Origin of the sequence: Winslowiella arboricola (assembly GCF_025527015.1) — a bacterium.
Taxonomy (GTDB): Bacteria; Pseudomonadota; Gammaproteobacteria; order Enterobacterales; family Enterobacteriaceae; genus Erwinia; species Erwinia arboricola.
On record NZ_JAODIM010000039.1, the window covers coordinates 65,933 to 83,019 of the forward strand.

General features: G+C 54.9%; 15 protein-coding genes. 6 read left to right on the forward strand and 9 right to left on the reverse strand.

What is annotated here, in order from left to right; genetic code table 11:
• Nucleotides 1-49 precede the first annotated feature (49 nt).
• The 8 genes from N5923_RS08270 to pilM form a co-directional block, all read right to left on the reverse strand.
• Nucleotides 50-1,042 (reverse strand): SPOR domain-containing protein, encoded by a 993-nt coding sequence (locus N5923_RS08270; protein ID WP_267141286.1) that lies wholly within the window; start codon nucleotides 1,040-1,042, stop codon nucleotides 50-52.
• Between the two features lie 102 nt (nucleotides 1,043-1,144).
• Complete coding sequence (gene aroB, locus N5923_RS08275; RefSeq protein ID WP_267141287.1) at nucleotides 1,145-2,233, reverse strand: 3-dehydroquinate synthase; 1,089 nt, start codon at nucleotides 2,231-2,233, stop codon at nucleotides 1,145-1,147.
• 192 nt (nucleotides 2,234-2,425) lie between these two features.
• Nucleotides 2,426-2,947 carry a shikimate kinase AroK gene (gene aroK, locus N5923_RS08280; protein ID WP_017802997.1) on the reverse strand — a complete coding sequence of 174 codons (522 nt, stop codon included), beginning with the start codon at nucleotides 2,945-2,947 and terminating at the stop codon, nucleotides 2,426-2,428.
• Nucleotides 2,948-3,469: 522 nt separating this feature from the next.
• Complete coding sequence (hofQ, locus tag N5923_RS08285; protein WP_267141288.1) at nucleotides 3,470-4,717, reverse strand: DNA uptake porin HofQ; 1,248 nt, start codon at nucleotides 4,715-4,717, stop codon at nucleotides 3,470-3,472.
• Nucleotides 4,659-5,054, reverse strand: coding sequence for a HofP DNA utilization family protein (locus tag N5923_RS08290; RefSeq protein ID WP_267141289.1), 396 nt, complete (start codon nucleotides 5,052-5,054; stop codon nucleotides 4,659-4,661). The genes hofQ and N5923_RS08290 overlap by 59 nt, the downstream gene beginning before the upstream one ends.
• Complete coding sequence (locus tag N5923_RS08295) at nucleotides 5,044-5,541, reverse strand: HofO family protein (RefSeq protein ID WP_267141290.1); 498 nt, start codon at nucleotides 5,539-5,541, stop codon at nucleotides 5,044-5,046. Before N5923_RS08295 ends, N5923_RS08290 begins: the two co-directional genes overlap by 11 nt.
• Nucleotides 5,534-6,079 carry a PilN domain-containing protein gene (locus tag N5923_RS08300; protein WP_267141313.1) on the reverse strand — a complete coding sequence of 182 codons (546 nt, stop codon included), beginning with the start codon at nucleotides 6,077-6,079 and terminating at the stop codon, nucleotides 5,534-5,536. The genes N5923_RS08295 and N5923_RS08300 overlap by 8 nt, the downstream gene beginning before the upstream one ends.
• Complete coding sequence (pilM, locus tag N5923_RS08305) at nucleotides 6,079-6,906, reverse strand: pilus assembly protein PilM (RefSeq protein WP_267141291.1); 828 nt, start codon at nucleotides 6,904-6,906, stop codon at nucleotides 6,079-6,081. The genes N5923_RS08300 and pilM overlap by 1 nt, the downstream gene beginning before the upstream one ends.
• Before the next feature lie 203 nt (nucleotides 6,907-7,109).
• On the opposite strand from pilM, the gene mrcA reads away from it, so the two are divergent.
• Nucleotides 7,110-9,662, forward strand: a complete 2,553-nt coding sequence (gene mrcA, locus N5923_RS08310) for a peptidoglycan glycosyltransferase/peptidoglycan DD-transpeptidase MrcA (RefSeq protein WP_267141292.1) — start codon at nucleotides 7,110-7,112, stop codon at nucleotides 9,660-9,662.
• A 59-nt stretch (nucleotides 9,663-9,721) separates the two neighbouring features.
• Here the strand turns inward: mrcA and nudE are convergent, their stop codons facing one another.
• Nucleotides 9,722-10,288, reverse strand: coding sequence for an ADP compounds hydrolase NudE (gene nudE, locus N5923_RS08315; RefSeq protein ID WP_267141293.1), 567 nt, complete (start codon nucleotides 10,286-10,288; stop codon nucleotides 9,722-9,724).
• 563 nt (nucleotides 10,289-10,851) lie between these two features.
• Here nudE and N5923_RS08320 point away from each other — a divergent pair.
• From N5923_RS08320 to pckA, 5 genes are all read left to right on the forward strand, one after another.
• Entirely contained in the window at nucleotides 10,852-12,993 is a 2,142-nt protein-coding gene (locus tag N5923_RS08320) for an intracellular growth attenuator family protein (protein WP_267141294.1), read from the forward strand.
• Nucleotides 12,994-13,050: 57 nt separating this feature from the next.
• Nucleotides 13,051-13,722: a GMP/IMP nucleotidase gene (yrfG, locus tag N5923_RS08325; RefSeq protein ID WP_267141295.1), complete on the forward strand. Its 672-nt coding sequence runs from the start codon at nucleotides 13,051-13,053 to the stop codon at nucleotides 13,720-13,722.
• Between the two features lie 16 nt (nucleotides 13,723-13,738).
• A complete protein-coding gene (gene hslR / locus N5923_RS08330) occupies nucleotides 13,739-14,140 on the forward strand; it encodes a ribosome-associated heat shock protein Hsp15 (protein ID WP_267141296.1) in 402 nt (133 codons plus the stop codon).
• A gap of 9 nt (nucleotides 14,141-14,149) precedes the next feature.
• The gene (gene hslO, locus N5923_RS08335) at nucleotides 14,150-15,028 is read left to right on the forward strand and encodes an Hsp33 family molecular chaperone HslO (RefSeq protein ID WP_267141297.1); all 879 of its coding nucleotides are present in this window, start codon (nucleotides 14,150-14,152) and stop codon (nucleotides 15,026-15,028) included.
• Nucleotides 15,029-15,325: 297 nt separating this feature from the next.
• Nucleotides 15,326-16,945, forward strand: coding sequence for a phosphoenolpyruvate carboxykinase (ATP) (gene pckA / locus N5923_RS08340; RefSeq protein WP_267141298.1), 1,620 nt, complete (start codon nucleotides 15,326-15,328; stop codon nucleotides 16,943-16,945).
• Nucleotides 16,946-17,087: the final 142 nt, after the last annotated feature.

Here is a 17,087-nt window from a genome sequence, read left to right on the forward strand (position 1 = left end):
TCTGCGCTTAAATGTGATTCTGGCGCCGTGCTGTCACGGCGCCGACAGATTAATTAACGGATTCCTTTTTCACCTGGCTGACCGGTTTGACCCATGGACTCTGGGCACGAACCTCAGCAGGCAACGCAGCAACAGCGCGCTTCGCATCTGCAGGTGTGGCGTAAGAGCCGCTTACCAGCACATACCAAGGCTGACCGTTACGCGTAGTTTTATACACGTGATAACCCGACAGATTCTGTTTTTTCGCCCAGGCATTTAACGTATCTGAGCGTGAAGCACTGCTCAGCTGCAGCGTATAGTTACCGCCTGGCGCAGACCCGCTGCTGGCTGCCGGAGCACGGCTGGCCGTCGCTGCCGGTTTGCTCGCTGGCTGCGACGCAGGTTTGCTGGCCGCCGGTTTATGTGTCGCCGCTGGCTTATGCTGCTGTGCAGTCGCCTGATGCTGTGCTGGCTTACTGGCTGGCGGCGTAGCCTGACTCTGCTGACCACCGGCTACCGTTGCCGGTGCAGTGGGCAATGAACTGCCGCTGTTTGACGCGCCCTGTGCCGCCGCATTCACCTGATCCTGCTGTGAAGAGAGCGCACTGTTCAGGTCACCCGGCAGCTCCACACGCTGCTGGCCTGGTGGTGTCTGCACCGGCTCGGCTTGCGTTGGCGTCGGGGAAATCGGTGGCACACTGATCGGCTGGCCATTACCCGCGGAGTTCGCGGTGCTATCCGTTGCCGGCTGCTGCTCAGCTGGCTGGCCGCTGATGGAGGAAGAACCGGACAGGTCGATACTCTTTTCGCCGCCTGATGGCGCATTACCCGCGTTGCCGGTGTTACCGCGGACCGGCTGCTGAGTTTTCTGGCCATCGTCCGGGCCGTTAAGCGCCGAGCCGATACCAATCACTAACAGCAGCAGAACCAGGATACCAATCCCCATCATCATATGCTGACGGGAAACCGCAACCTTCGGTGCAGAAGACGTTTTGCGCGACCGCGTCGGACGGCGGTCACTGGTGTCAGGTTTTAACTCGTCTTCCGGTTTAAACTCGTCCATTACAACCTCCTCCCGTTTAACGGCATCCGCCGCCCGCATCGGGGGCAGCGTTTACATCATTCATTCTTAACATTGCTGACCAGGGCGGCGAGAACGCCGCCCCTACGATTTCTGGCAATCTTCAATTGCTGCCAGCACGATATCATGCGCAACCCCACCACGCACTTCGGCTTTGCCAATTGCGAGAGGTAATACCAGGCGCAGTTCACCGGCCAGCACTTTTTTATCGCGCATCATATGCGGTAAATAGTCATGGGACAGCATGCTCTGCGGGCCCTCTACCGGTAATCCTGCACGTTTCAGTAACCTGATAATGCGATCGGTATCGGCTGCGCTGAACTGACCGAGACGTTCTGCAGTACGTGCAGCCATCACCATGCCAGCGGATACCGCTTCGCCATGCAGCCAGTTGCCGTACCCCATATGCGCTTCAATCGCATGACCGTAGGTATGACCAAGATTCAGCAGGGCGCGCAGGCCGGTTTCACGCTCATCAGCCGCGACCACTTCCGCTTTCAGTTCGCAGCAACGACGAATGCAATACGCCATCGCCACGCCATCCAGCGCCAGCAGAGCGTCAAGGTTCTGCTCCAGCCAGTCAAAGAAGTCAGCGTCGAGAATAATGCCGTATTTGATCACTTCCGCCAGACCCGAAGCCAGTTCGCGCGGCGGTAAACTCTGCAGGCAGTCAAGATCGACAACCACTGAAGCTGGCTGGTAAAAAGCACCGATCATATTTTTGCCAAGGGGATGATTGACAGCAGTTTTGCCGCCAACCGAGGAGTCGACCTGCGATAAAAGCGTGGTCGGCACCTGAATAAAGCGCACGCCGCGTTGATAACTGGCGGCGGCGAAACCGGTCAGGTCGCCAATCACCCCGCCACCGAGGGCGATTAAGGTGGTATCACGACCATGCGGTTTTTCCAGTAGCGCGGTGAACACCTCGTCCATAACGGACAGGGTTTTATATTGCTCGCCATCAGGCAGAATGACCTGATCGACCTTAATACCGGCGCTTTCCAGCAGGTTACGCAGCTTGTCCAGATAGAGAGGAGCCAACGTCTGGTTCGTCACCAGCATAGTCTGATCGCCCGCTTTCAGCGGCCAAAAAGAAGCCGGATCGTTAAACAGTCCGGCAGCGATGGTGATGGGGTAACTTCTCTCCCCGAGAGTGACGGTGATCCTCTCCATGACGCTGTATAACCCTATATGCGTTGCCCATAGCATGGGCAGGTTTTTACAACTGAGTTGAAATCGGCCGCGCGTATCGATCCGGTGTTAAACCAGCGTCAGATGCACACCCATCGGGGATAAATCGCATCCTGTAGCTGGTTCTGACCGTCTCTGAAGCAGCACGTCACCCTTTCAACGCGTTTACGCTAATCAGTTCTTTTCCAACATATTAATGATCTGATTAGCCACTACTTTGGCGCTCTGATCATCAGTGCGAATGGTCACATCCGCAATCTCTTCATACAGAGGATTGCGTTCATTCGCTAAAGCTTCCAGCACTTCACGCGGTGGCGAATCAACCTGCAGCAGCGGACGCTTTTTATCACGTTGCGTACGAGCCAGTTGTTTCTCAATAGTGGTTTCCAGATACACCACTACGCCACGGGCGGACAGACGATTACGGGTTTCACGTGATTTTACAGAGCCGCCGCCTGTTGCCAGCACAATGCCCTGTTTTTCGGTGAGTTCATTGATGATTTTTTCTTCGCGATCACGAAAGCCTTCTTCGCCTTCAACGTCGAACACCCAGCCCACATCCGCTCCGGTACGTCGCTCAATTTCTTGATCGGAGTCGAAAAACTCCATATTGAGTTGCTGAGCTAACTGACGACCAATAGTGCTTTTGCCGGCACCCATAGGCCCAACCAGAAAGATATTGCGTTTCTCTGCCATTTTTTCGGTATTACTAAGACAATTCGTTGATGTTACCCCGCGTTCAACGATGTTGCCGCTGGCGGGACATGAACTGAAACCTCATGAGCGATAGTTCGAGAGTCAGACTGAAAATTATCTCAACACTCAAGGTAGTTTGGCAACCGAATAAATTGCCTGCTCACTGCGCGTACCTCTGCGCGTTTCAGTCCGCTTTATTTATCTGACCGATTTCAGATGCATCGGAACGCTAGTTCAGCGCGATATAAAACGGTTAATACCCTTCATACTTCAGGTTGTCTCTTTGTTGGCTGCCTTCGCTCACCCCAGTCGCATAGTAATTATGCTCCTGCGGATTCGCTAAGTTGCCGCCGCGATGCAACCCGAATTATTTTGGGTATATTGCATTCTCTGCAACAGGCGCGATGGCCTAATATTCAAAATCGCTAAACCTTGTAAGCTAAATCCGCCCTTGCGTCAAACGCATATGTTAGCAATCAACGAAAAAACGTCCAGGTTGGATGCTTTCCTGGCAAAAAAGCATCATTCGTCACGGATCAGTCGTGGCGTGATAAAAATCACCAGCTCACGTCGCTTCTGCTGACGCACATCGTGACGAAACAGCGCACCCAACAGCGGAATATCCCCCAGAAGCGGTACCTTATCGCGACCGGTGGAGTTCTGCTGCTGAAAAATGCCGCCCAGCGCCAGTGTCTGGCCATCCTTCAGGCTGATCTGGGTTTCAATTTCCTGCTTATCAATTGTCAGCACCTCAATTTCACCACTGTGCAGGTTACGTCCCGGCACATTCTGACTGATACGCAATTTCAGCATAATCCGCCCATTCGGTTGTACCGATGGCGTCACTTCCATCCCCAGCACCGCCTCTTTAAATTCAATGGTGGTGGCGCCATTGCTGCCGCTGGAGACTTCATAGGGGATTTCCGTGCCCTGCTTGATGCTGGCAGGCTGTTGATGGGAAGTAAACAGGCGCGGGCTGGCGATAATCTCGATCTGATTCTCCCGCTCCAGCGCGCTAAGCTCCAAATCGAGCAAACGCCCGTCGAGGCGCGCCAGATGAAATCCGGCGGTAAAAGTCGGTTTGCTGACGCCGAGATCGATGCCTAACTGGCTGGTGCGCAGCGCACGGGTGATCTGCTCTTCGCTGCTCATTCCCCAGCTGACGCCCAGTTCACGCAGATTCTCTTCGCTGATGGTGACAATATGCGCCGCCAGTTCAATCTGCTCCAGCGGCACATCCAGCGCCTGCACCCACTGCACGGTCTGCTGCAATGCGGCAGCGGTATCACGTAGCAGCAGGGCGTTGGTGCGCGTGTCGACGGTAGCGCTGCCGCGCGGAGTCATCAATTTTGCCTGTTGCGACAGCAGGCTATTATTGACCGTCGTGGCATCGGCATACTGCAACGTCAGGCTGCGCGTCTCCAGTGGTAAGGTTAACTGCTGCTGTTCGCTGCGTAACGTTACACGCTGCTGCTGCTCCAGTTGCCAGCTCTCAGGGTAGACCAGCATCACGTTGCCCTCGGTTTCAATCGTCAGCTTCGCCATGCGGGTGATTAACTTTAACGCCTGCTGCCAGGAGACCTCTTTCAGCCGCAGCGATAGCGTGCCCTCTACGCCGGGCGCCACCATTAAATTGAGCTGCTGGTAATCCGCCAGCGCCTGTAATACCCGCTCCACCGGGGCTTCGTCAAAAGCCAGCGAAATCGGCGCTTCACTGCTGCGCCCGGACGGGCTCAGCAGTACTAACATCGTGATGATTATCCATTTCATCGTTACGTCCTTTTAGTCGCAGGCTGAACCCACGCGGCTCACAGCTTTGCACCGCCTGCAAGTGAATAGCTGCACCATTAATTTCACTGACTTCCCACGGATAAAGTGGAAAATCTCCGCTGTTCGCTACCGTCACCACCTGACCTTGCGGCGACAGCAGCCAGCCACGGTAGTCGGCTGCACGACCGATAATGCCCTGCAGGCGCCACTGGGTCAGCGCCGGCACCTGTTGCAGGCAGCTGGCGGTTTCAGACGGAGCAAAAGGGTCACGCGCCGCGGCCACGCCGGATAACAGCCAGAGCAGCCACAGAAGACGTGCTGCCCGGCTACTGCGCATTGCTGATACCCAGGCTGATGGTCGCGCGCAGCTGTTCACCATGGCGCTGCAACAACAGAGTGTTAATCACCACCGGCGGCTGGCGTGACGCCAGGTACGCCAGCGTTTGTTGAAAATGCGACCAGCTTAATAACAATGTCAGCTCACCGCCCTGCGCGTCCGGCTGCCATTTCTCCAGCGCCGCACCATCGGCCATCAGGGCAGCTAATGAGAAAGTGGCCGAATCAGCGGCTTGCAGCGATGCCAGCAGTTGCTGATTTTGTTGCTGTTGCATCAGCAACGTGGGCTGAGCGATCAGCTGCGCCAGCCGTGCCTGATAATGCTGATACTGTTGCTGATACTGTTTTGCCAGTAACTGCCGATGGCTGCGCAGCGGTTGCAGCCACCACCAGGCGCTAAATATCAGCAGCAACAAAGGTACGCCCAGCACGGTTAACCACTGCCAGTGGCGTGGTGCATATTGCCAGCGTATTAGCCACTCACTCATACGCCAGCTCCTGTTGCAGGCTGGCCTGCAGGCTAAATTGCATCAAGCCGTTGCTCTGGCGTTCAATGCTGCCGTGATGTATCTGCTGAAACAGCGGCTGCCTGCCCAATTGCTGACGAAAAACCGCCACATCCTCAAGCTGATGGCTGATGCCGCTGATATAAAAACCTGAAGTCGCTTGTTGCAGGCTGGTCAGCCACAGGCTCTGCGGCATCAGCTGCGGCAGAGCCCCGGCGAACTGCAGCCACTGCTGGTTACGCAACTGCTGGCGTTGCTGCTTCTGCTGCCGTGCCAGCAGATCATGCCGCTGCTGCTGCGCTTGCGCCAGTTTTTGCGCCAGGCCGTCAGCCTGCGCCATTGCGACCTGAAGCTGGTTTAGCCGTTGCCGCCAGTGCTGGTTATCCGTCGCCAGCTGCTGACAGAACATCAGCAATACAGTCCCCCCCGGCAGCACCAGCACCAGTAGCACCAGCCACCAGCCACGCCGCTGTTTGATTAACTGCTGCTGACGCCATGGCAGCAGATTGACCCACACCATCACCGATCCTCCGGGCGCAGCGCCAGACCGGTCGCCAGCGCAAAGCTGCCGCTATAGGGCGGCAACGGCGGCTGGATCATTTGCAGCGCCTGCAGCGGCAGCAGATCATGGGTTTCATCCGGCAAGAGATCAGCCACGACAGCGCTGTAATAGATCACGCCACTGTCGGGCAGATAGCGCAGCCGTAACGCCTGAAAATCGCTGGCTTCATCATGGCTGCACCAGCCGCAAGGCTGCTGACTATTCTGCGGTGAAAACCACAGCCAGTGATCGGCGAGGCGGTGAACCAGCGTAGCGGCCGGATCCAGCTTTAGCCCCTGTGACAGCGAACGCAGCGCCGCGGCCGTCAGTTCAAAAACCTGCGGCAACAATCCTGCATGGCTCAAGCACGTCAGCCACTGATCCACCATCTCACGCCGCGCGGCAGTGACGCACAGCTGACCAGCCGGGTGAGGTAACTCACGGTAATCCAGCACCAGCGCATCCAGTTCAATTGGGAAAAATCGTCTCGCCGCCGCCCGTACATAGCTGCTACGCTCCGGTTCGGTAACAAGCTGGCGCGGCAGATCGATATGCCGTTGTAGCACCAGTTGAGGCGGAAATCCGACCCGCAATGAGATTTGGCGTGGAAGTTGTTTGCGCCAGCATTGCAGGATCGCGGTCAATTCGGCGGAACGTTGCAGTGCGCCGTTTCTTAACGTATCTTGCGGCAGCGCATGCTGCCACCAGTGGCGCAGTTGCCAGCCGTTACGACGGCGCTGGATGCCTAAGGCACAGAGCTGTCCGTTCTGAATATCCAGTCCAATTTGCCATGTCTGAAAAGCCATTTTCGCGCGATCTCCATATCGTTTTGAAAAAGGTCTGTAGGGGCGGCGTTATCGCCGCCCGTGCCAATAGTTTGCAGCGGCCGTAATGACAACGTTCGCGCCGTCCGTCAGTACAAAGAAGGTATCAAAGCTACTGGCTAGCCTTTATACTACCGCGCGATTGTTTATAAACTACCCAATCGACATTACATGGGAAATATCAGGTGAAGTTCGTAAAGTATTTTTTGATTCTTGCAGTGTGTTGCATTTTGCTGGGAGCCGGCTCGGTCTACGGCTTGTATAAATATATTGAGCCGCAGCTGCCCGATGTAAACACCCTGAAAGACGTCCGACTGCAGACACCCATGCAGGTCTATAGCGCTGAGGGCGATCTTATTGCCCAGTACGGCGAAAAACGCCGTGTGCCGCTGACACTCCAGCAAATGCCGCCAGAAATGGTGAAAGCGTTTATTGCCACTGAAGACAGCCGTTTCTACGAGCATCATGGCGTTGATCCGATTGGTATCTTCCGTGCCGCCAGTATTGCGCTGATCTCGGGCCACGCTTCGCAGGGTGCCAGCACCATTACCCAGCAGCTGGCGCGTAACTTCTTCCTGAGTCCGGAACGCACACTGATGCGTAAGATTAAGGAAGCGTTCCTGGCGATTCGCATCGAGCAGCTGCTGAGCAAAGACGAAATTCTTGAGCTGTATCTGAATAAAATTTACCTCGGCTACCGCGCTTATGGCGTCGGTGCGGCGGCGCAGGTCTATTTCGGCAAGAATGTCGATCAGCTGACGTTAAGCGAAATGGCGATGATCGCCGGTCTGCCAAAAGCGCCGTCGACTTTTAACCCGCTCTACTCGCACGATCGCGCGCTGTCACGCCGCAACGTGGTGCTGGCGCGTATGCTGGATCAGAACTACATCAGCCAGTCGCGCTACAACGAAGCGCGTAACGAGCCGCTGGTGGCCAGCTATCACGGCCCTGAAATCGCCTTTTCCGCGCCTTACCTGACGGAAATGGTGCGCCAGGAGATGATTAAACGTTACGGCGAAAATGCCTATACCGACGGTTTTAAGGTTTACACCACCGTGACGCGCAAGCTGCAAACCGCAGCACAGGAGTCGGTACGCAATAACGTGCTGGCTTACGATATGCGCCATGGCTACCGTGGCCCGTCTAACGTGCTGTGGAAAGTGGGTGAAACCGCCTGGGGCGAGAGTGAAATCGTGAAGTCTCTGAAAGCGTTGCCGGTCTATGGCCCGCTGTTCCCGGCGGTGGTGACCAGCGCGAATAGCGATGAAGCCACGGCGGTGATGCGTGACGGCAGTCATGTGGCGCTGGGTATGGCCGGTATGCGCTGGGCGCGTCCGTATAAATCGGACACCCTGCAAGGCGCGACGCCACGCAGCGTGACCCAGGTAGTGCAGAGTGGCCAGCAGATTTGGGTCCGCAAAGTGGGCAATGACTGGTGGCTGGCGCAGGTTCCCGATGTTAACTCGGCGCTGGTTTCACTCGATCCCCAGGATGGCGCAGTACGTGCGCTGGTCGGCGGTTTCGACTTTAACCAAAGCAAGTTTAACCGCGCCACCCAGGCGCTGCGTCAGGTCGGTTCCAATATCAAACCGTTCCTGTACACCGCAGCCATGGACCGCGGTTTAACGCTGGCCTCGATTCTGAATGATGTGCCAATCTCCCGCTGGGATGCCGGTGCCGGTTCCGACTGGCGGCCGAAAAACTCCCCGGCGCGCTACGATGGTCCGATTCGTCTGCGTCAGGGACTGGGCGAATCGAAAAACGTGGTGATGGTGCGTGCGATGCGTGCGATGGGCGTCGATTACGCCGCAGAATATCTGCAACGTTTCGGCTTCCCGGCACAAAATATTGTGCATACCGAATCGCTGGCGCTGGGCTCAGCGTCCTTTACGCCAATGCAGCTGGTGCGTGGTTATGCGGTGATGGCTAATGGCGGTTTCCTGGTTGATCCGTACTTTATTCGCAAAATCGAAAATGAGCATGGTGACGCGCTGTTTGAAATGAAACCGAAGATCGCCTGTGCCGAATGTAATCTGCCGGTGATTTATGGCGACACCCAGAAAGCTGTCGCCCTCAGTGAAGACAGTGTGGAAAACGTGGCGGTGTCGCAGGAAGGCCGTAATGTGGCGGTGCCGCAACCAGCACTGGAGCAGGTGCCAGCCGGTCAGCAATCCTCTGGTGAGCAGCAATATGCTCCCCATGTGATCAATACGCCGCTGTCATTCCTGATTAAAAGCGCGCTGAACTCCAATATCTTTGGTGAACCGGGCTGGATGGGGACTGGCTGGCGCGCCGGGCGTGATCTGAAGCGTAATGATATCGGTGGCAAAACCGGTACCACCAACAGCTCGAAAGACGCCTGGTTCTCCGGTTATGGCCCGGGTGTGGTGACTTCGGTGTGGATTGGCTTTGATGACCATCGTCGCGATCTGGGACGCAGTACCGCATCGGGTGCGATTCAGGATCAGATTTCCGGCTATGAAGGCGGTGCGAAGAGCGCTCAGCCTGCCTGGGATGAGTTTATGCAGTCAGCACTTAATGGCGTGCCGCTGCAGCCGCTCACCGCCCCTGCTGGCGTGGTGACGGTGAATATCGATCGCAGCACAGGCAAGCTGGCCAATGGTGGCGGCAACAGTCGTCCCGAGTTCTTTATCGATGGCACCCAGCCAACCGAGTACTCAGTGCATGATGTTGGCACCACCATGATGGATAATGGCGAGAGCAAGGAGTTGTTCTAGCGAGGTTCAATGGGCGGCGTTATCGCCGCCCATGCCGATGTTTTGCACCCTGTCAGCACTCAATAATTCAATCGCCCCTGCTTCACCAACCACTCCCGCACTAAAAACAGCGCACTGACATTGCGCGCCTCACGGAAATCAGGCTCTTCCAGTAGCGTCAGCAGGTTTTCCAGTGGCCAGCGCACGACCGGCATCGGCTCAGGTTCATCCCCTTCCAGCTTTTCCGGATAGAGTCCTTCCGCCACCACGATATTCATTTTGCTGGAGAAGTAGGAAGGTGCCATGGTCAGTTTGCTGAGCGTTTCCAGCGCTGCGGCGCCAAAACCGGCCTCTTCTTTTAACTCACGATTGGCCGCTTCAAACACCGTTTCACCCGGGTCGATTAATCCCTTTGGAAAGCCCAGCTCGTAGCACTCAAGGCCAACGGCATACTCCTGAATCAGAATCAGGTGGTCGTCGATAATCGGTACAATCATCACCGCTTCGCGGCCAGAGGGGCGCATACGTTCATAGACCCGACGCGCGCCATTGCTGAAGCTGAGATCGACAGCTTCAACGGTAAATAACCGTGATTGCGCGACTGTTTCTACATTGAGTATTTCAGGTTTTTGTAATTGTCTGGTCATAGTGGCCCCAGGAAAAAGCCGAATAAGGTGCAGCTCTGTTTCTTCCAACAAAGCGCAACGCGTGACTGGCTGTCATTGTGCGATAGCCGCCTGTGGAATCCAATCATTGCATGCTGTAATTTACTTTCTTATAACAAATCGTTGTTTATGTTAAGGAAAAAATTGTGCAAAAGCGGGTTATCATGGCTAAAAATAGGATAATACCGATATTTTAATGCAAATAACCCCGGTAACATTTGCGCAAGGCTTTTTATGTGATAGATATAAACTTTTGATTTCGTGCGCTATTTTTTATGCATGGCGGGTTGCCAGTTCTGCCCTGTCCCGCCAAAATTAGCATTTAGCATAACGATTCATAGCCAAAGTAATTGAAGTTGCAGCAAGCGAGTGCCTCCCGATGAACGGGAGCCGATAACGGCTCCCCTGCGGGGCATCTACGTAGGGGCGGCGTTTTCGCCGCCCGTCCGCCGCTAACACAGCTGCTACTTCAAATACGGAAAAGATAAAGCAACGTGGAGTTCGTGAGACCGTAATGGGAAGACTTTGGCTGGGATAAGCGAAGCATGAGCACAATAATTATCATATTGGCTGTAATGCTGGCCTGCTCGATCGTAGCAGGTTGTTTCTTTTGGTACGCTATGCGGCATCGTCCGCCGATGGCGAAACCACTGCCGTTTATCAGTCCTCCACACCGCAAGCTGACGGACGAAGAACGCGTGGCCGTTGAGCGTTATGTCGAATCACTGGCCAAACGCAGCAGCAGCAACGTGTTACCCGGCGGAACCAGCACCGCGCCGATCAAGCTGATACTCACCTCGCAAAGCAGTAATGTCTATCCGGTCACCCGGGCGATCACCCGCTATGGTCTCTCTACCGATGAACCGCATAAATGGCGCTATTACCTTGATGCAGTTGAAGTGCATCTGCCGCCATTATGGGAACAGTATATTGCAGACGAAAACTACGTTGAGCTGATTAAAACCCAGTCTATTCCGCTGGTGATTTCGCTGAATGGCCATTCGCTGACCAGCTACGCTTATGAACAACCGACGCTGCCGCCGATGGTGCGTCCGCTGGCGCCAAATGCCTCGATTCGCAAAGAGGAAGGCGAAAATATTGAACTGCTTAGCGTGCGTAAAGAGACGCTTGAAGAGTATTCGCTGTCACGCCCCGACGGGATGCGTGAAGCGCTGGTGATCAGCTGTGCTCTGCTGCTGTTCTTCTTCAGCCTGATCTCCCCTCCCCTGCTGATGCCATGGCTGATTAGCGCCGGCATTGCAATGATTGCCGTCAGTTGCTGGTTCCTGTATCGCCGGCCAACAGAAAAAGATTTGCGTGAAATTCACTGTCTGCGTGGCGCACCGAAGCGCTGGGGACTGTTTGGCGAATCGAATCAGGGACAAATCAGCAATATCTCGTTAGGCATTATCGATCTGATCTACCCGTCGCACTGGCAGCCGTATGTCGCCCACGATTTAGGGCAGACCACCGATGTTGATATCTATCTTAATCGCCAGGTGGTACGACAGGGACGCTTTCTGTCATTGCAGGATGAAGTGCGTAACTTCCCGGTGCAGTTCTGGCGTAAAAATCTGGTGCTGGCCTGCGGTTCGCTGCTGGTGCTGATCTTGCTGGTTAGCTGGATCCCGCTTAGCATGCCGCTGAAACTGAGCATGGCATGGATTAAAGGCACCGAAAGCATCAAGGTGACGGCGGTTAATGAACTGGAAAAAATCCCGCTGCGGGTAGGTGACAGCCTTGAAGTAAGCGGTAACGGCATGTGTTCGGTGCCGGCGAACTATCAAAGTAATCGCGCCTACGCCTTTATGCCGTTCGACTGTTCGGCGATTTACTGGAACAACGCCGCCCCCCTGCCTGAGCCGCAGTCCGATATCATCGATAAAGCCACCGCTTTGCAAACCAGCACCAATCAGCAGCTGCATCCGCAAACCGCTACCGATCCTAAGCTGAACCCGCAACTGGCCACCGCAATTCAAAAATCGGGCATGATCCTGCTGGATGATTTTTCCGATCTGGTGCTGAAAACCCAGGATCTCTGTAGCCAGGAACAGGATTGCGTGCGCCTGAAGAATGCGCTGGTTAATCTCGGCAATGCCAAAGACTGGGAAACGCTGGTGGAACGCGCCAACTCCGGCGCGCTGAACGGCATGAATGTGCTGTTACGACCGGTCAGTGCTGAGGCGCTGGAAAACCTGGTGAATACCGCTACCTCATCCTTCTTTTATCGTGAAACGCGCCGCGCTGCAGAAGCGTTAAACAGCCCACCGCCGGGCGGTTTTTTGATTATCAGTGATGAAGGTCGTCAGCTGGTCAGTCAGCCGCAACCGGTCGTCTCGCTGTTTGATTATAATGCGCCGGAACAGTGGGGCGAGTTACAGCGCCTTGCTTCCATGCTGCTGCATACCCGTTTTAAGGCTACCGGCATTATTACTAATATCACCACTGATGCGAATGGCACCCAGCATGTGGCGCTGCACAGCGAGCCAGACGCCATCAGCCTGTGGCGTTATCTGGCAACCAGCCTGCTGTTGCTGATTGTCAGTTTGAGCCTGGTGGTCAATGCACTGCTGGCGTTAAAACGTAGTCATCGCAACCGTACGCGGATTATTGAAATTCAGCGTTACTACGATCACTGCTTTAATCACTCCCTGACCGCCATTCAGACCGTGCGTCCCCTGTTCTGACCGCTGGATAACTGTGCTACCCTGTCGCCCGGATTTTTACCTCGCGCGGAGCCACAGATGTCTGATGCACTCAACTGGTCTGAAATTGATACCGTCCTGCTGGATATGGATGGCACCCTGCTCGATCTCGCTTTTGACAGCCATTTCTGGTTACAGCACGTGCCGCTAACGCTCAGCGTTAAGCGTGGCATTAGCATTGACGCCGCCAGCCAGATGATTAGCGAAAAGTACCAGGCGGTGCAGCATACGCTAAACTGGTATTGTCTCGACTACTGGAGCCGGGAGCTGGATCTGGATATCCGCGCGATGACGTGGGAGCTGCGCGAACGCGCTGCAATGCGTGAGGATACCCTGCCATTTTTGCAGGCGCTGCGCAGCAGTGGTAAACGCACTATCCTGCTAACTAATGCACATCCCTGGAATCTGGAAGTGAAACTGGCGCAAACCGGACTGGATCAGCACCTTGATTTACATCTTTCCACCCACATATTTGGATATCCGAAAGAGGATCAACGGTTGTGGCAGGCCGTGCAGCAGCACACCGGTTTTGCGAATGCGCGCACGCTGTTTATTGACGATAACGAAGCGATTCTTGATGCGGCGAAACGCTGGGGCATAGGCTACTGCCTGGGCGTCAGCAATCCTGATTCCACACGGCCGGATATCAGCTTCGCCCGCCATCCGACGGTCAGTGACTATCGCAGCCTGGTATCCGCTATCGCCTTATAATGGCGGGAGATAAGCAATGAAAGAGAAAAACGCGGAAGGCGTACGACTCGATAAGTGGCTGTGGGCGGCGCGCTTCTATAAAACCCGCGCGGTGGCGCGTGAGATGGTTGAAGGCGGCAAAGTTCACTACAACGGCCAGCGCAGTAAGCCGGGCAAGCTGGTGGAGCTGAATGCCGAACTGACGTTACGCCAGGGCAACGACCAGCGCACAGTGGTGGTGCTGGCGATTACCGATCAGCGCCGTCCGGCGACCGAGGCGCAGCAGCTGTACAGCGAAAGCGCAGAAAGTATTGAGAAACGAGAAAAAGTGGCGCTGGCGCGCAAAATGAATGCGCTGACCATGCCCCATCCTGACCGTCGCCCTGATAAGAAAGAGCGCCGCGACCTGATGAAATTTAAACATTCTGGCGACGAATAAGAGAAGACTATGGCCCAGCAAGACCAAATGCACCGTTACCTGTTCGAAAATTATGCCGTACGCGGTGAACTGGTCAACGTATCTGACACCTGGCGTGAAATTATTGAAGGTCATGATTACCCGCAACCCGTTCAGCAACTGCTGGGCGAACTGCTGGTCGCGACCAGTCTGCTGACTGCGACACTGAAGTTTGACGGCGATATCACCGTACAGCTGCAGGGCGATGGCCCACTGAGCCTGGCGGTGATCAATGGTAATAACCGTCAGGAGATGCGTGGTGTAGCGCGCACGAAGGGTGAGATTGCCGAAGGCAGCACGCTGAAAGAGATGGTCGGCAACGGCTATCTGGTGATCACCATCGCACCTGAGCAGGGCGAACGTTATCAGGGCGTCGTCGGACTGGAAGGCGACACCATTGCTGCCTGTCTGGAAGATTACTTTATGCGCTCTGAACAACTGCCAACCCGCCTGTTCTTGCGTACCGGTGAAGTTGAAGGCCAGGCCGGCGCGGGCGGTATTCTGTTGCAGGTATTACCGGCACAGAACACCAGCACCGATGACTTCAGTCATCTGGCGACCTTAACCGAAACCATTAAAACCGCAGAGCTGATCACCCTGCCCGCCAACGAAGTATTATGGCGCCTGTATCATCAGGAAGAGGTGACCGTTTATGATCCGCAGGATGTGGTGTTTAAATGTACCTGTTCACGTGAGCGTTGTGGCGAAGTGCTGAAAAGCCTGCCGCAAACTGAAGTGGATGAAATTATTGAGGAAGATGGCGAGATCGATATGCATTGCGACTACTGCGGTAGCCACTATGTGTATGATGCGGTGGATATTGCCGCCATCCGCAATGAGTCAGCCTCTGGCAACGAGCAACTGCATTAATTTATCGCCTGCGGGAGGCGATAACGCCTCCCGTAACAGGTTAATCTGATATTTTCCCCTGTAAAATAAGCCGCTTAGTACACACTTCCTCGTAAGATTATCCTGAATTACATGATTAAATCGTGTTTGCCTCTCATTTCTGCCGTTTCACTCTTCCGCTGACCCGAGACCGGTGTACACTGCGCGCGATTGTGGTTATCGCGACTTTGTTATCCCTTATTTGTCGATGATCACTGTCGTAAAAAGTGAAATACTTCAAACTCTGATGCAGTAAAAGAAACCGAAAGGAGCAGTAATATGCGCACTAACGGCCTGACCCCACAGGACCTCGTCGCTTATGGCATCACTGACACGGTTGAGGTGGTTTATAATCCCGATTACGAAACCCTCTTTCAGGAAGAAACCAAACCCGGTTTACAAGGCTATGAACGCGGTATTCAGACGCAATCCGGCGCGATTGCTGTGGATACCGGCATCTTCACCGGCCGCTCCCCTAAAGATAAATATATTGTGCGCGATGACACCACGCGCGACACGTTGTGGTGGTGTGACCAGGGCAAAGGCAAAAATGATAATCAGCCCCTGTCCCAGGAAAACTGGGAGCAGCTAAAAACGCTGGTGACAACGCAGCTTTCTGGCAAACGCCTGTTTATTGTCGATGCCTGGTGCGGCGCAAACCCCGATACCCGTCTGAGCGTGCGCTTTATTACCGAAGTCGCCTGGCAGGCGCACTTTGTGAAAAACATGTTTATCCAGCCGGATGACGCCGGTCTGGCCAGTTTCAAACCCGACTTTGTCGTGATGAATGGCGCCAAATGCACCAATCCCAACTGGCAACAGCAGGGGCTGCATTCGGAAAACTTCGTGGCGTTTAACCTGACAGAAAATATGCAGCTGATTGGCGGCACCTGGTACGGTGGCGAGATGAAAAAAGGTCTGTTCGCCGTCATGAACTACCTGCTGCCACTGAAAGGCGTCGCGGCGATGCACTGTTCGGCGAATGTCGGTGAACAAGGTGATGTCGCGGTATTCTTTGGTCTGTCGGGCACCGGCAAAACTACCCTGTCAACCGACCCTGACCGCCAGCTGATTGGTGATGATGAGCATGGCTGGGACGATGACGGCGTATTTAACTTCGAGGGTGGCTGCTACGCCAAAACCATTAAGCTGTCGGAAAAAGCTGAACCGGAAATCTACCATGCTATTCGCCGCGATGCGCTGCTGGAAAACGTGGTGGTGCTGAGTGATGGCTCGATTGATTTTGATGACGGCAGCAAAACCGAAAACACCCGCGTTTCCTATCCGATCAATCATATCGATAATATCGTTAAACCGGTGTCAAAAGCGGGCCATGCGCAGAAAGTGATCTTCCTGACTGCTGATGCCTTTGGCGTACTGCCACCGGTTTCGCGTCTTACGCCCGATCAGACGCAATACCACTTCCTCTCAGGCTTTACCGCCAAGCTGGCTGGCACCGAGCGCGGCGTAACCGAACCCACGCCAACCTTCTCCGCCTGTTTCGGTGCCGCCTTCCTGACGTTGCATCCGACGCAATATGCAGAAGTGCTGGTAAAACGCATGCAGGCCGCCAATGCCGAGGCTTATCTGGTCAATACTGGCTGGAATGGCAGCGGCAAACGTATTTCGATTAAAGATACCCGCGCGATCATCAATGCGATTTTGCAGGGTGAACTCAGCACGGCGGAAACGCGCACGTTGCCGATCTTTAACCTGGAAATGCCGCTGGCGCTGGAGGGTGTCGACAGTCATATTCTGGATCCGCGTAATACTTACCAGAATGGCGAAGAGTGGGACGCGAAAGCGCGGGATCTGGCGCAACGCTTTGTTGATAACTTTGATAAATATACCGATACGCCAGCAGGTGCGGCACTGGTGAAAGCCGGTCCGCAACTCTGACAGAAGGGCGGCGATAACGCCGCCCCTACGGAAAACGCTGGTCTTATGTAAGGGCGGCGTTATTGCCTTCCTTACGGGAAACCCTGCTCTTATGTAAGGGCGGCGTTATTGCCATCCTTACGGGAAACCCTGGTCTTATGTA